This is a genomic window from Caldicoprobacter guelmensis (assembly GCF_016908415.1).
In the GTDB taxonomy this organism is placed as follows: Bacteria; Bacillota; Clostridia; order Caldicoprobacterales; family Caldicoprobacteraceae; genus Caldicoprobacter; species Caldicoprobacter guelmensis.
Map to the genome: position 1 here is coordinate 339,842 of NZ_JAFBDW010000001.1, position 15,852 is coordinate 355,693.

Below are 15,852 nucleotides of genomic sequence, written 5' to 3' on the forward strand. Positions count from 1 at the left end.
TACCATATAAAATCAAAAAAGGATATATCCCCTTAAATTGGATATATCCTTTTTGACGTTCAGCTAGACCTAACTGAAATGTTCATTAAATTATTCTAAATAAACGACATTCCCAGTTTTTTGACATTTGTTACTTTTACATTTTCATCTCCAATAAGGCTGGGTTTAGCATTCCAAATATCATTGCAATGTGAGCAACAATTAGAAAAGTTCCTACGAATATTGCATGGAGTTTCAGTTTGTCAACCTCATCACGGCTTTTTGCTATTACTCCCAATTCTAAAAGCGCTATACCCAGAAGCGGTACAACACCTGATAGATAAAAACCCACAGCAATTACATCAGCCGGCCCTCTCCAACCTCCAGAAACAGTCAAAGGTATTACTGCATTAAAGAAAAGGTAAATAAAAATTCCGACGAAATAAAGTCCTGCTAAAATTCCAGCAATTCTATTCAATTTTCTGAGCCCACCGTCGAGCTTCCTACTGAATAGTATTGCTAATTCTGAAACAGCTATGGTTTCAGCAAGAATGACCGGGATGGCCATAAAAATAATGAGATTCCAGGGTTGGTTTGTTGCGAGTAATTCCATATAATGTGTCATTGTATTCATGCTTTCATGACCTCCTTCATTTTTTGCTCAATTATAGGATAAATATGTGAAGATTTTATGAAGATAGCAACATTTCGATATCATCCAACCAGCTTTTACGGCACCAGTTATCTTCCATCTTTGTACGCACTACACGTGTTTCGGACTGTGAGAAGCAAGCAAAAGAAAATACAGGAATAAATTTTAATAACGTCTTGTAAACAATTATTTCATTGCTAGTCCTTTATTGATTGCTTCCTCGATGACCTTATGGCAGCAAACGCCCATTGGATTATTCACTTTACAATTGGAATTTTTCATTAAAGCTTTGGGAAAGGTATTCATCTTCACCACTATCTCAATCCTCCCGGGTACGATGCGAATCTCCTTTATGTCATCATCATGGAATGTGGGGAAGTATCCGTAATCCTGTTCGATCTTTGCTGCCCCTTCTATGAATCTCATATCCATATAACTCACCTCTTCTCACCAACATCCTTGCAGTTCAAGGCTTTACTTATTTATGTTTTCTTTTGAGCGATGCCACGCACTCCACGTGAGTCGTATGCGGGAACATGTCCACCGGTTGTACATCAACCACCTCATATCCGTGTTCAGTTAAAAGTTTTAAGTCCCTTGCAAGAGTCGCTGGGTTACAGGATACATAAACAATCCTTTGCGGCGCCATACGCGCTAGGGCCTCCAGCACCTCGGCTTCACATCCCTTTCTGGGTGGGTCCAACACCACCACATCGGCATGCAAACCCGAGTTCACCAGCTCGGGGATCACTACTTCGGCTTTCCCTTCTATGAATTCAGCATTTGTTATGCCATTTATCCTGGCATTCTCCCACGCATCCTGTACCGCTTGAGGCACTTCCTCTATGCCATATACTTTATGGGCATTACGTGCCAAAAACAGCGAAATGGTACCTATTCCGCTATAGAGGTCTATAACCGTTTCTTTACCTGTTAATGTGGCATACTCTAATACTTTATTATACAAGATCTCAGTCTGTACCGGATTTACCTGAAAAAACGAGAGGGGCGATATCTTAAAAGTTAATCGGCCCAGGATATCGACAATATAGTCCTGTCCCCACAAAGTGATGTTCTCTTGCCCCAAGATTACATTGGTCTTTTTAGAATTTATATTCTGCACAATGCTGGTTATACCTGGTATATTGTTCCTTAAAAGCTCGACGAGCTTATCTTTATGCGGTAGGTTTTTTCCATTTGTTACAATAACAAACATCACCTGTCCAGTTTTAAAACCCACTTTAGTTACAACATGGCGTACGATGCCTTGGTGAGCACACTCATCATATACAGGAATGGAGTACTTTTGTATAAAATTTCTTATTACCTCAATTATCTTGTCGTTAATTTGATGATTTATCATACACCTATCCATATCAACAATATCATGGCTTTTGGGTGCAAAAAAACCAATGGCCAATGAACTGCCAGCCCTCCCTACAGGAAACTGGGCTTTATTACGGTATCTCCATGGCTCAACCATACCGATAGTGTCATGCACCTTTACGCCTGTGATCTTCCCTATGCGCTCTAAAGCATCACGCACCCGACGGGTCTTAAACTTGAGCTGTGCATTGTATGAAAGGTGTTGAATAGAGCATCCACCGCACTGCTTTGAATAAGAACATGGTGGGACCACCCTATCCGGTGATGGTTCAATTATCTTCAGCAGTTTGCCATACCCATAATTCTTGCCTATTCTTAAAGCCTTAATCCTCACCTTCTCGCCCGGCAGAGCTCCTGGTACAAACATGGTAAATCCGTTTATCCGACCTATGCCTTCTCCATCAACGCTTATATCTTCGATGGTCATTTCATATTCCTGATTTTGGCTAACAGGCATATCTTTTTGTTTCATCAATTTCACCCTTCTAAAAATTGTGTTTAATGATTGTTTTTACCACGCCAATGTACCAATAGTGTTAAGAAATATTAAACCGATATATCTTAATTTATTTTAACACATCCTTCTATTTAATAAAGCCTTACCTTTCACACAAAGTTTTCACTACAATTAAAGTCTGAATAGGATGGTACCAAACTTGCCTCTTATCCTTCAAAAAATAAAAAAGGGGCTAAACACGTCAGCCCCTTTTATCAGCATTTAAAAATTGCTCACACGGGTATGCATATCCTTTGACCAATCTGCAACCTGTTGGGGTCAACACCTGGATTAGCTGCTATAATGGCTTCAACCGTAGTACCAAACCGCCTTGCTAGGTTAAAGAAGGTATCCCCTGATCTTATTATATACGGCGTTGTGCCGGCAGGGCATACAGGTGGTGCAGCAGTTGGTATACAAATCCTCTGGCCTATCTGCAGCCTGTTGGGATCTACTCCCGGATTAGCCGCTATTATGGCCTCTACAGTGGTGTTAAACCTCCTTGCTAAGTTAAAGAAAGTATCACCCGCCCTTATTATATACGGCGTTGTACCTGCAGGGCATACAGGTGGTGCAGCACCTGGTATGCATATCGTCTGGCCTACTAGCAACCCCTCTGGGTCAACACCTGGATTGGCCGCCATTATGGCCGCAACCGTAGTGCCAAACCTCCTTGCCAAGCTAAAGAAGGTATCACCTGCCCTTACTACATAAGGAAATGTGCCGGCAGGACAGGTAACCGGTGGTACAGCAAGGGGTATGCAGATGACCTGCCCAACCCTCAGGTTCTCAGGATCAATGCCGGGATTGGCCTCCAAAATGTCATCCACTGAGACATTAAACCGCCGCGCAATGGAAAACAGGGTATCCCCTGGCCGAATGGTATAAAAGTTCCCTTCAGGACAGGGTGGAAATTGTGGCTGCATAGGTATGCATATCCTCTGACCTATCTGTAACCGATTAGGATCAATCCCTGGATTAGCAGATATGATTGCGGCCACCGTGGTATTAAATCTTCTCGCTAATGAAAAGAAAGTATCTCCTGGCCTTATGATATATGGCATGGTGCCAGGAGGACATTGCTGTAAAGGATAAAAATAGCCCATAGGATATTCCATGGTTCAATTACCTCCCTTATTGACATTGCTATCACTACAGTATATTCGGGAAAGCAATGAACTGTTACCTATGGGCTGGTTTTAAGAAGTTTTTCATTCCTAAAATAGTTTTTTATAGCTTCATTACCTCTTCTACATAGCGCCTTAAATTCTCAGCACCTATTGCGATACCAGTAATTGGGTCTTCAATGCCCTCAAATTCAATAGACAAAAATCCGTTATATCCTGCGCTTTTCAATAGATTCAGACACTGAATGACTGGCACATCCCCATGCCCTATAATAGCACCACGAAGATAATTACCGCCCCTGGATTTAAACCATCCTTTTCCTGGGTTGGGGAGCATACCCGATTTCACATGGAAATCCTTTACATGCACATGGAAAACATAAGGAAGCAGCCTTCCCACTGCTTTTACCGGATCCTCATCCACACATAAGAAATTCCCAATGTCAAGTAATACACCAAAGTTAGGGTGATTAACGGCATTCACCAGTCTTTCAACGCGTTCGCTGTCTTGACAGAAGAACCCATGATTTTCTATTGTAGTCTTTATTCCCAATTCTTGAGCAAATTCTGTAACTGCTCTACATCCCTCCACCAACCTTGGAAGGGCATCATCAAAACCTCTGGGGCCTCGATATTCTTTTGGGAAACCCCAACTAGCATCATGTCGCATACAGGGAACCCCAAGCGCTTTCGCAACTCTCACTTCTTCCTTTACCCTTTCTATTTCCTTTTCAAGGTCACCATTTGAACCGTTGATAAAATCCGCCGCTATAGCGTAATTAATAATTTTAATGCCCAGCTTTTCGGCTTCCTCTCGTACTCGCTCGGCATATGTAAGCACTGTTTCCCCCTCTGGCGGAGTAGACAAGCCAGCAAATTCAACCGCTTCAAATCCCATTTTCTTAGCTTTTTTTAACACCTCTAACGAACTTAGTTTACAGCGGCTATAGCTGTAAGAACTGACTCCCAGCTTCATGTTATTTACCCCCCTCATCTTTTTTTAAATTCCTCAGCACATAAAAACTATGTGGCCTGTTTAAGACTAGTTAACCAAAGTGCTCTAACCACATAACAAATAGTTTACCCTAATCTAAACTTCACCTTGCGAATCCCAACTATCCTGCCGTTATCGTTTTTAATTTCATCAGGAAAGGCTGCCCTCAGTCTCTGAATCGTCTCCTTATTGTCATAGCCAATCTGCTCAAGTATAGCGGCAATGATGATACCCCACTCATCAGAAGATCCGTCCTCAATTTTCAACACAAAACCCAACCTTTCTTTTTTGAGCCCAAAACAGTAAATCCCCATGGCTCCCCCTTTGGCCACTATATTGTCATCTTGAAGTAACAAGGAACAAAGGCCATTGGTACCGGCTATCATTTCGGGATATACATTCATAAGCCTAGTAATCTTTTCTACTGCAGCTCTAACGTGAGCATCCCTTATAAGGTCAGGACAAGCCAACCTAAGATATGCATTGGCGATAAATATGAGGGGCATAGCAAATACCGGCACACCGCAACCATCAACGCCAATTTGAATGTCCTCTTCGGGATATCCAGATATTGTGGCGATGTGCTGTTTGATGAGCTGTTGAACGGGATGGTCAATGCTCCAATAGTCCTCCATTTTATATCCCAATTCCTTGCAAAGCATCAATATGCCCAAATGCTTACCCGCACAGTTGTGATATATTCTCCTGGGCCTGGCGCTGCATATCAGCAAATCTTCGGGAATACCCGTCTTATTCATTATGGATTCAAGCACTTCTATATGAAATGGCTCTGCCATATGGGATGCACACAGTATGGTTGCTTCCCTTCCTGTTAACCCGTATTTTTCATCTAAGCCTAACTTAAATACCGGAATAGCTTGAATAGGTTTAGCGGTAGAGCGCATGAATGTTATACGTTCAGGCTCACCTACCGAATAGACTACCTCCCCAGTATCAGAAATGCCACATATAAACCCCCTATGTACATTTTCTATTACTTCCCCTCTGTATTCTTCCACCAATACCTCACTCAAATCATTCACCCCTCCAAACACTCAATAAAAAATCTGTACAGGTCAGGGTCTGCTTTTTTCATATTGACCGGCCTTAAGTTGGCATCGGTAATGGCATGCACCGTATATCCTTGCGCCAGCAAAGCCCCATCCTCTTCCCTTATCACCTCATACTCCATCTTTATCCTTGCTCCTTTGAACTCACTCATATGCGTGCGTATCACCACAATATCGTCGTACTTGGCTGGCTGCTTGTAAAAACATCGCGTCTCCACTACCGGCAACAACCAGCCTTTTTCTTCCATACTGCGATAGGTCATACCTCTCGCACGCATATACTCGCTTCTCCCAATTTCAAACCATGTATAATAATTTGAGTGGTGGACCACACCCATTCTATCGGTCTCTTTGTACCGTACCCTAATCTTTGTATCCACCGTAAACATGGTATCATCTCCAAAAAACAAAGAAAATATTTAAAGTATAGTTCACAAAGTAATTGCTGAATCTAAATAGAAAGGACTTTAGCCAGTTCATATAACTCTTGATTGAATTCTTTCTTCATCGATAACGCCTCGTCGATATCATAGTCTACTATTTGTGAACCGCGTATGGCAACCACTCTGTTGGTCTTCCCATTAAGCAGCAACTTGACCGCATATGCCCCCATTCTGCTGGCAAGTATTCGATCAGCCGCAGTAGGGCTGCCGCCACGTTGAATATGCCCAAGTACCGTCACCCTGACCTCAAGCCCTGTTTTCTCTTCTATCTCCTTGGCAAGCTGGAATGAATTTTTTGTACCCTCTGCCACAATCAAGATATAGGATACCTTACCCCTGTTTTTTCCTTCAATGAGTATTCTACATATGTCATCCACATTAAAGGGTATTTCTGGCACGATTATACCCTCTGCTCCGCCAGCCAATCCGGCATACAACGCTATGTCACCTGCATTGCGCCCCATGACCTCAATGATATTGACCCTCTCGTGGGACGTCACGGTATCGCGAATCTTATTTAAGGCATCAAGAACGGTGTTTACAGCAGTATCAAAACCAATGGTAAAGTCTGTGCAGGCTATATCGTTGTCGATGGTACCGGGAATCCCTACCACAGGCACGCCAAATTTGCTCAAATCCCTTGCACCTCTAAAAGAACCATCGCCTCCTATCACCACCAACCCGTCAATGCCAAAAATCTTGATGATGTTATATGCCTTCTTCAAGCCCTCCTCGGTCTTAAACTCCTCGCACCGAGCAGTGTGCAATATAGTACCTCCGCGATGTATGATCTCACCCACTGAGCCAACATCCATCTCTTCGATTTCACCGCGTATCAGCCCATTAAAGCCCCTCTTTATGCCCAAAACGCGCACTTTATTGTAAATTGCCGTTCTCACCACTGCGCGGATGGCGGCGTTCATCCCTGGGGCATCTCCGCCGCTGGTCAAAACGCCTATGGTTTTCATGTATCTATTCCTCCTGTTTATAGAATAATTGTTTTAAACAAACATATGAGCTTCACAGGTACTTATTCTCCATCAACACCTTTTGCGCCTCGCTTGCCTCAGACCTCGGAACCATTACCCTATAATAATTCTCTTCAGGTGCAACATTTTTATATATGGGTTTTATCTTAATCAAAAACCCTTCTTTTGTCAAGAGATCCCCTACTTTTTCGGCCATCTCCTTACCTTGGACCATATACACTACCACCCACATCGCAAGGTCCTCCTTTTTGGAGAGACAGTCATCCCTGGTCCCTACCAGATATCAGTTCCCCGTATTTTGTTAAAATCCTCGCTTTTCCTCTTATCTTAATAGCTGAGGTATTCTCGGTAAACTGAGCTATCATCACCTCGCCTTTATCCAACTTCTCAGTGTGATGAAACTTGGTGTCTTTTCCTCTGGTCATGCCAATGATGCTCACCCCGTCTTCCAGAGCCAAAACGCATATATAGTCACCCAGAACAGCCTGATCATCCATAATTTAATCCCTCCCTCAAGCCTAAAACATCATTCATCCTATTAATTTTACGCAATTTTGTCCCAAAACATCCGACAAAACTTTTAACAGCTCAGGGTGCCCTTCAACCCACAAGTCCCTGTTTGCCAAAAATTTTTTCCCCGTCGCCTCTATAAACAAGTACACAGGAATATTCCCACGATAGCGGCGTAAAATTGGGCATATCTGCCGGTTTATATCTATCTTGCTCCCCTTCTCAATTTTCAAATACAGCCTTTTGTTTAAAGAAGTCCTAACCAGGGGCTGCACTTCATCCACTACAACCTTTGGTTCTTCATCTTCCCTTATGCTAAGCCTGCCTTTTATGACCACCGTACTATCCTCTTCAAGCAATGGCCGGTATCTTTCATAGACGCTTGGAAAAACTATGACCTCCACGCTGCCGTATAAATCCTCCAGCGTTATAAACGCCATGACCTCGTCGTTGCGGGTGGTTTTAAGTTTTTTGCTCACAATGATGCCGCCTATTGTAAATGGCGAACCATCAGCCAAACCATTGTCCATTATTATTGCTTCATGTTCTGATTCGCCTTCAGACGCCTTCAATCCTTGCAATTCTAGTGTGGTATTCATACCATCCATTATATCCTTAAATTCGCTCAAGGGATGGCCGCTTATATATATGCCCGTCACCTCTTTTTCCATATTGAGGCGCACCTTCAAAGGAAACTCCTCTATATTAGGCAACGGGTCCTGGTTCAGCTTTTCGGTTTCAGCATGGTAGCCGCTTTCAAAAAGCGAAAGCTGGCCTTCGACATTTTTTCTGCGCTCCTGGTTTACGCTGTCCAATATCTTTTCATAAGCCGCCATCAACTGCGAACGGTAGACCTTGAGAGAATCAAATGCTCCACACTTTATAAGGCTTTCCACCATCTTCTTGTTAAGTGCGCTGCTGTCCACCTTCCTGCAAAAATCGGTAAAGCTTTTGAACTTGCCTTTCTTTTCCCTGGCTTCTATGATGGCATTTATGGCTGACAAGCCCACATTTTTCACCGCCGCCAGCCCAAACCTTATTTTATTGTCCACCACTGTGAATTTAGCATGGCTTTCGTTTACGTCTGGCGGCAACACCTCTATTCCCTTTTTCCTGCAATATTGAATATATGCAGCAACTTTATCGGTATTGTTCATTACGCTGGTCATTAGAGCAGCCATATATTCAACCGGATAATGGCATTTCAGCCACGCCGTCCTGTATGCCACCAGCGCATAGGCCGCCGCGTGGGATTTGTTAAAGGCATATTTCGCAAACTCAGCCATGGTATCAAAAATGCGATTGGCCTTGTCTTCAGGGATACCTTTTCTTACAGCTCCAGGTACTATCACATTGCCGTTTTCATCTTCCAACCCGTATATGAAATTGTGCCTTTCTTCTTCCATCACTTCGGCTTTCTTTTTGGCCATGGCCCGCCTGACCAGGTCAGAACGTCCCAATGAATACCCGGCCAGCTCCCTCACAATCTGCATAACCTGTTCCTGGTACACTATACAGCCGTAGGTGACATCGAGAATAGGAGCCAATGCCTCATGTATATATTTTATATCTTCAGGATGGTTTTTGTTGTGGATATACTGAGGTATCTGGTCCATCGGACCAGGGCGATACAACGATATGCCGGCAATTATGTCCTCAAAATTGCTGGGCTTCAGCTCTTTAAGAAACTGCCTCATCCCTGCGCTTTCAAGCTGAAATACGCCGTCGGTATCACCCTCTGACAACATTTCATAAACGCCTCTGTCATCCAGGGGAATATTCTCGATGTCTATTTCATTCCCTGTGTTGGTTTTGATGAGCTCTAAGGTATCTCGTATAACCGTCAGTGTACGCAGCCCTAGAAAGTCCATCTTCAAAAGCCCTAGCTGCTCTAATGTACCCATGGCAAACTGCGTGGTTATGCAATCGTCGTTCTTTTGCAAGGGAACATATTTTGTCAAAGGCTCTTTGGATATCACCACGCCTGCTGCATGGGTTGAGGCATGGCGAGGCAAGCCTTCCAGCTTTTTTGAAGTATCAATGAGCTTCCTTATGCGCGTATCCTGTTCGTAAAGCCTTCTCAACTCGGGATTTATCTCCAGCGCCCTTTGGATTGTCATGCCCAGCTCAAAAGGCACCATCTTTGCTATCCTGTCCACTTCTGCATAGGGAAAATTGAGGGCCCGGCCTACATCCCTTATTGCGGCCCGCGCCGCCATGGTACCAAAGGTAATTATCTGCGCTACCTTATCCTTGCCGTATTTTTCGGTTACGTAGTCTATCACTTCCTGGCGCCTTTCAAAGCAGAAATCCACGTCTATATCGGGCATGGTAACCCTTTCGGGATTTAAAAAGCGTTCGAAAAGCAGGTTGTAGCGCAGTGGGTCAATCTGGGTGATGTCCAAAACATAGGCCACAATGCTGCCGGCTGCACTTCCGCGGCCTGGACCTACCATAATCCCCCGTTCCCGCGCAAACCTTATAAAGTCCCACACTATCAAAAAATAGTCCACGTAACCCATCTGCTCGATGACGCTGAGCTCATATTCCAGGCGCTCCTGGGCTTCATGGGTTACAGGAGAATACTTCCTTTTTAGTCCCTCATAACAGAGATGCCTCAGGTACTCGGCTGCCGTATACCCTTTTGGTACATCGTACTTTGGCAGATGTATGGTATTGAAATCGAAATCCACTTTACAGCGCTGTGCTATGGCAACCGTGTTGGCGATGCCTTCCGGGCAATCTTTAAAAAGCTTCATCATCTCGTCAGGGGACTTAAGATAAAACTGATCAGTCTCAAACCTCATGCGATTGGGTTCATCAATGGTACTGCCAGTCTGTATGCACAGCAATACATCGTGAACCTCAGCATCTTCCCTATCGACATAATGGACATCGTTGGTAACCACAACGGGAATTCCGGTTTCCCTGCTTAAGGCCATTAGGCTTTCATTGACAATGCGCTGCTGCTCTAACCCATGGTTTTGCAACTCTAGATAGAAATTCCCTTTTCCAAAAATTCTTTCAAGGCGCACAGCCAGCTCTTTTGCCTGCCTGTATTGGCCACCAAGCAGTAACCTGGGAATATCGCCGGCCATACAGCTACTTAAACCAATCAACCCCTCGCTGTATTGTGCCAGGACGTCGTAATCGATCCTCGGCTTATAATAAAACCCCTCCAAAAATCCCATCGAAACTAATTTAACCAAATTTTGGTAACCAGTCTGATTCTCAGCCAGCAATACCAGATGGGCATAATTACTATCGGTATGCGCTTCCTTATGATACATGGAACGGGGTGCTATATAGACCTCGCAGCCTATTACGGGGTGAATACCGCGATCCTTTGCCTCCCTATAAAAATCCACAACGCCGTACATGGCACCATGGTCCGTTATGGCAATGCTGGACATGCCCAGCTCTTTGCACCTATCAAGCAATTGTGGTATCCGCGCTGCCCCGTCGAGCAAACTGTATTCGGTATGGACATGCAGGTGTACGAAATCGCCCATCTCGCCAGCCTCCTTACCTCTTCATGCTCTTGGCAGACAACAACGCCTTACCTACCAATTCCTTATTGCGGTAGCAGATAACCTCAACTTTATTGAAATGCCGACTTTCCTCAATCACCCTGGCTATTACTTCTAATTGGTCATCCAACTGCACCGGCTTTACAAAATATACAGTGAAGCTATCCAGTATTATATCCCACTGCTTGTACTTTCTTAGAGCGACGCTGCCCACAGTAGCCATAAGCATAGTCATAGCACTCCAGCTGGCGGTACCTATCTGGCTTAACAGTATCGGCGACACTGAACCGTAAAACACCATCCCGTCTTCCATCTTCTTACTTTGAAACCCTTTGAGCACCATATCCTCCAGCGTCTCGCTTACCTGCGGCTGGCTGCTCATATACTGGAGGGCCTTTATCACATCCTGATTTGTCACTATTCCTATTAACTTTTTGTTCTCCACTACTGGAAGCAGCTCTATACCTTCCCAGATCATTAGGTGTGCGGCATAGGCTATGGTGGTTTTAGGCCCTACCGTAATCGGATTCGGGGTCATGAGCTCCTGAATTGACTTTCCCTCAGCATCTGCTATATCCTTAGAAGTGACAATCCCTACCACATGGTGATTCCGGTCAACTACCGGAAACCTGCTGTGGCCAGTAGTGTAAAACAGCATTCTCCACCTTTCAATGGTATCCTCAACGCTGAGATAGTGTGGATCGGACACCATGATATCCTCGACCAGCAAAATATCCTTCTTTATCATCCGCTCGGATATGGCCTTATTGATCATTGTGGCAATGGTGAAGGTATCATACGTTGAGGTTATAACCGGAAGCTCCTTGGCATCTGCCAATTCGCGTATCTCCTGGCTACACGAGAAGCCACCGGTAATGAGAACAGCACAATCGTTTTCCAGTGCGAGGCGGTGTGCTTCCTCCCTGTTCCCCACAATTAAGAGGCTTCCCGAAGAAAGGTATTTTTTCATAGCATCGATGGTCATAGCCCCTATCACAAATCGCGACAGCGTCTTATCCAGCCCTTTTCGGCCGCCCAGAACCATTCCATCCACAATGGACACAACCTCTGCATAGGTTAACCGTTCAATGTCCTTTTTTTCAACTTTTTCTATGCGAACTGTACCCACCCGTGGAAGGGTCTTCACATATTCCAGGTTCTCGGCTTCCTTTATGGCTCGATAGGCTGTGCCTTCGCTAACCCCCATCTGTTGAGCAATCTTGCGAACCGAGATACGCGTTCCCACTTCCAGGTTTTTTATATACTCAATTATAAGGTTGTGCTTGGTGCTCATGTCCTCACCCTTCTACAACATTACACATTACATAATTCGACACTATTGTAACACTTTCTCGCCCCTTATACAATAGAAAGCGCATTACACAATAAAATCACGATGAGGCACTGTTGTGCGGTACCTCTGAAAAGTTGGAGGCAATTAAGCGCTGTATGGCAGACATGGCTTTGCTTTCATCCTCACCCTCGACGATGATGGTAACCTCATCTCCTTGCTTTATACCCAGGGACATAACCCCCATGATGCTCTTGGCATTTACCTTTTTAAGCCCCTTTACCACCCATATGCGAGACACAAACCTGCTGGCAACCTGCACGAACAAAGCAGCCGGACGGGCTTGCAATCCGGCTTGATGCTCTATAGTAAACCTGGCCTCCAGCACTTACATCTCCTCCTTTTTCTCTTTTCTCAACGCATCGGCAATTTCATCCAGCTTCCGCAAACGATGATTAACCCCCGATTTTCCGATGGGAGGAGTGAGCATGCTACCCAATTCCCTCAAAGTGGCATCTCTGTACTTAAGCCGTAACTCCGCAATTTCACGAAGCTGCGGCGAAAGCATATGCAGCCCAATGGTCTGGCGTATATACTCTATATTCTCTATCTGCCTTACGGCTGCATTCACGGTTTTGCCCAAATTTGCGGTTTCACAATTCACAATACGGTTAATGTTATTACGCATATCCTTGCAGGCCCTTATGTTCTCCAGCTCTAGCAGCGCCTGATGAGCACCTATGACATTAAGAAAATTCGCTATATTTTCCCCTTCTTTAAAATACACCACATAGTTGCCCTTCCTCTCAACAATTTTGGCACGCAAATTAAAACGCTCTATCAAGTCACTTAAAGCCTGTGCATACTCCAAACCATGGGTTACTATTTCCAAATGGTAGTTCTTTTCAGGATCACTTATATAGCCACCCCCCAGAAAAGTGGCGCGCAAATAAGCTCGCCTGCAACATTCGTTTTCGACAAACGCCGACTTAATTCCTTCATAGATATTGGTATTGCCCAGCTCGTCCTTGTAAAGCACATGAACATCCTCTAAAAGTGTCCTTGCTCCCAAAGAATCTAAAACCGCTACCATATATACGTTATTCTTTTTTAATCTTTGATTCTTCCGTACAAGTATCTCGGGCTGGACCTTGTATCTGCCTTTAACCAATTTAAATATACGGCGAGCTACCGCAGCGTTTTCGGTGCTGAAATACACCCCTACTTCATTGTTGCCTAAAAACAGCATCGTCCCATTCATATGAACAAAGGCAGCCAGTTCTGCCATTACACAGCAACGCTCACCCAGCGGAGTATTGCACAGTTCGCTCTTTACAGAAGAAGAAAAAGACATAAAAGCTCAACTCCATATTCTAGCTTTTCACGGCTTCTTGGGCAAGCCTGATGACCTCATGGGCAAGTTTCTGGGGATGGTGCCTAATAAGGCCGCTTGAAAAATCAGACAGGTCAGCCTGCACATACTTAATACCCATGTCTCTCAATTTGTGTATGTCCGAACAATCAACCGGCACGGCGCCTTCTAGTTTATATTTTTTCAACAGCTCATCCGGAAAATTGGAACGATTCACTAAAACCAAGTCAATTATATTAGCTCCGCTGTGCTTTATGATGGCGTTGACATGGTCTACTACAGAATATCCCGTCGTCTCACCAGGCTGAGTCATAACGTTGCACACATATATCTTTAAAGCCTGGCTTTGCTGAAGTGCTTGCGCCACATCCTTTACTATCAGGTTTGGGATAATGCTGGTATAAAGGCTACCTGGCCCCAGCACCACTACATCGGCATCTTTGATAGCTTCTATAACCTCAGGCAGCGCTTTGCAATCAGGATTGTCCATTAATATCTCTTTTATAGGGCTGTTCTTCCTCATCTGTTCTTGGGGAATTTTAGACTCGCCATGGATTACAGTGCCATCCTCCAAAAGAGCTACCAGGTGGACGTTTTCAAGGGACACCGGCAGCACGCGACCAGTGACAGCAAGGACGCTGCTTACTTCTTTTATGGCATTCACAAATCCACCTGCTATATCCACCATGGCGGCTATCAATAAATTACCTAGATTTTGGCCCTTAAGTGAGCCTTCCTTGAAACGGTACTGAAGCAATTGCTCCATAATGGGCTCTACATCTGCAAGGGCCAGTATGCAGTTTCTTATATCCCCAGGCGGTAATATCCCCAAATCCTCTCTCAACATTCCCGAACTGCCGCCATCATCGGCCACCGTCACAACAGCCGTTATATTTGAGGTATACAGCTTAAGTCCCCTAAGCAGGGTAGAAAGTCCAGTCCCACCGCCTATGGCCACCACTTTTGGCCCTTTCGACAACCCGTTCTTACGGCGTGGGGGCTGTTCAGTTTTTTTGCTTGATGGCTGTGCAAGTTTCAAAAGTTTAAATACCCGCGCAAGGCCGGAGCCCACTACCACTCCTATAGCTATACCTGCAATAAGCTCCATATTCATCACTCTTCCCTACTCTGCATATCTCGGTGCGCAATATCTACGCGATGTCCTTTCCCTTTGAGCATTTCATAGATAGCCTCGGCTATAGCCACCGAGCGGTGTTTACCGCCTGTACACCCTATTCCAATTACCAATTGAGACTTACCTTCCTTAATGTAGTAAGGAATCAAGAAGTTAAGCATATCTTCCAGTTTGTTTAAAAATATCTGGGTTTCAGAAAAAGAAAAAATATATTTTTTAACATCGGGGTCCTTCCCCGTTTGATTTTTGAGGGCTTCTACATAAAACGGGTTTGGAAGAAATCTCACGTCAAACACCAAGTCGGCATCCAGCAAAATGCCATTTTTGTAGCCAAATGAAACCACCGAAATGACCATACTATGGGTAGATTGATTGTCACCAAACAGGTTGAAAAGGGTTTCTTTGAGCTGGCTGGGTCTCATATAGCTGGTATCTATGACATAGGTAGCCTTTTCCTTAACGCTCCTTAGCCTATCACGCTCCATGTTTATCCCCTGTATTATCCTTCCTTCTTTTACCAGGGGATGCATACGCCTACTTTCCTTATAGCGCTTGATCAGCACATCATCAGCAGCATCGAGAAAGAGAATTTCATAGTCATACCCCAATTCTTTCAAATTGTACAGGCACTCAAAAAGGTCGTCAAAAAATCCCCCACCACGGATATCCACAACTATCGCAACCTTATCAATCTTGCCTGAAGATTGATAGCATAGTTCAGCAAATTTGGGGATCAGTTTTGGAGGCAAATTATCAATACAAAAAAAACCCATATCCTCCATATACCGAATAGCCAGGGTTTTACCAGCTCCCGACAGGCCAGTGACTATCACAAAGCGCATGCCCTACTACCTACCTTTCTTGGTATGTATTACGCT

15 protein-coding genes and 1 pseudogene are annotated in these 15,852 nt (G+C 44.4%); all 16 read right to left on the reverse strand.

Annotation, left to right across the window (positions count from 1 at the left end; translation table 11 throughout):
• Positions 1 to 136 precede the first annotated feature (136 nt).
• The 16 genes and pseudogenes from JOD02_RS01825 to rapZ all read right to left on the reverse strand — a co-directional run bounded on the left by JOD02_RS01825 (position 137) and on the right by rapZ (position 15,816).
• A complete protein-coding gene (locus JOD02_RS01825; protein ID WP_204486391.1) occupies positions 137 to 613 on the reverse strand; it encodes a DUF6803 family protein in 477 nt (158 codons plus the stop codon).
• A gap of 204 nt (positions 614 to 817) precedes the next feature.
• Positions 818 to 913 (reverse strand): annotated as a pseudogene (locus JOD02_RS11840) (Csac_0668 family 2Fe-2S cluster-binding (seleno)protein); the annotation flags it as partial.
• 196 nt (positions 914 to 1,109) lie between these two features.
• Positions 1,110 to 2,489 carry a 23S rRNA (uracil(1939)-C(5))-methyltransferase RlmD gene (gene rlmD / locus JOD02_RS01835; protein ID WP_204486392.1) on the reverse strand — a complete coding sequence of 460 codons (1,380 nt, stop codon included), beginning with the start codon at positions 2,487 to 2,489 and terminating at the stop codon, positions 1,110 to 1,112.
• 257 nt (positions 2,490 to 2,746) lie between these two features.
• Positions 2,747 to 3,631, reverse strand: a complete 885-nt coding sequence (locus JOD02_RS01840) for a LysM peptidoglycan-binding domain-containing protein (protein ID WP_243426262.1) — start codon at positions 3,629 to 3,631, stop codon at positions 2,747 to 2,749.
• 112 nt (positions 3,632 to 3,743) lie between these two features.
• A complete protein-coding gene (locus tag JOD02_RS01845) occupies positions 3,744 to 4,616 on the reverse strand; it encodes a sugar phosphate isomerase/epimerase family protein (protein WP_204486394.1) in 873 nt (290 codons plus the stop codon).
• Positions 4,617 to 4,720: 104 nt separating this feature from the next.
• Positions 4,721 to 5,677 carry an asparaginase gene (locus tag JOD02_RS01850; protein ID WP_394355727.1) on the reverse strand — a complete coding sequence of 319 codons (957 nt, stop codon included), beginning with the start codon at positions 5,675 to 5,677 and terminating at the stop codon, positions 4,721 to 4,723.
• Positions 5,674 to 6,093 carry an acyl-CoA thioesterase gene (locus tag JOD02_RS01855; RefSeq protein WP_204486397.1) on the reverse strand — a complete coding sequence of 140 codons (420 nt, stop codon included), beginning with the start codon at positions 6,091 to 6,093 and terminating at the stop codon, positions 5,674 to 5,676. Before JOD02_RS01855 ends, JOD02_RS01850 begins: the two co-directional genes overlap by 4 nt.
• Positions 6,094 to 6,155: 62 nt before the next feature.
• On the reverse strand, positions 6,156 to 7,115 hold the full coding sequence (pfkA, locus tag JOD02_RS01860) for a 6-phosphofructokinase (protein ID WP_204486399.1): 960 nt from the start codon (positions 7,113 to 7,115) through the stop codon (positions 6,156 to 6,158).
• 52 nt (positions 7,116 to 7,167) lie between these two features.
• Positions 7,168 to 7,368 carry a hypothetical protein gene (locus JOD02_RS01865; RefSeq protein WP_204486402.1) on the reverse strand — a complete coding sequence of 67 codons (201 nt, stop codon included), beginning with the start codon at positions 7,366 to 7,368 and terminating at the stop codon, positions 7,168 to 7,170.
• Positions 7,369 to 7,396: 28 nt separating this feature from the next.
• Positions 7,397 to 7,633, reverse strand: a complete 237-nt coding sequence (mtrB, locus tag JOD02_RS01870; protein WP_204486404.1) for a trp RNA-binding attenuation protein MtrB — start codon at positions 7,631 to 7,633, stop codon at positions 7,397 to 7,399.
• Positions 7,634 to 7,666: 33 nt separating this feature from the next.
• Positions 7,667 to 11,158 carry a DNA polymerase III subunit alpha gene (locus tag JOD02_RS01875; protein WP_204486405.1) on the reverse strand — a complete coding sequence of 1,164 codons (3,492 nt, stop codon included), beginning with the start codon at positions 11,156 to 11,158 and terminating at the stop codon, positions 7,667 to 7,669.
• A gap of 13 nt (positions 11,159 to 11,171) precedes the next feature.
• On the reverse strand, positions 11,172 to 12,470 hold the full coding sequence (locus JOD02_RS01880; RefSeq protein WP_204486411.1) for a DRTGG domain-containing protein: 1,299 nt from the start codon (positions 12,468 to 12,470) through the stop codon (positions 11,172 to 11,174).
• Between the two features lie 97 nt (positions 12,471 to 12,567).
• The gene (locus JOD02_RS01885; RefSeq protein WP_341534506.1) at positions 12,568 to 12,855 is read right to left on the reverse strand and encodes an HPr family phosphocarrier protein; all 288 of its coding nucleotides are present in this window, start codon (positions 12,853 to 12,855) and stop codon (positions 12,568 to 12,570) included.
• Complete coding sequence (gene whiA, locus JOD02_RS01890; RefSeq protein ID WP_204486413.1) at positions 12,856 to 13,821, reverse strand: DNA-binding protein WhiA; 966 nt, start codon at positions 13,819 to 13,821, stop codon at positions 12,856 to 12,858.
• A 19-nt stretch (positions 13,822 to 13,840) separates the two neighbouring features.
• Positions 13,841 to 14,947 (reverse strand): gluconeogenesis factor YvcK family protein, encoded by a 1,107-nt coding sequence (locus JOD02_RS01895; RefSeq protein ID WP_243426263.1) that lies wholly within the window; start codon positions 14,945 to 14,947, stop codon positions 13,841 to 13,843.
• A 5-nt stretch (positions 14,948 to 14,952) separates the two neighbouring features.
• Positions 14,953 to 15,816: an RNase adapter RapZ gene (rapZ, locus tag JOD02_RS01900; RefSeq protein ID WP_204486417.1), complete on the reverse strand. Its 864-nt coding sequence runs from the start codon at positions 15,814 to 15,816 to the stop codon at positions 14,953 to 14,955.
• Positions 15,817 to 15,852 lie beyond the last annotated feature (36 nt).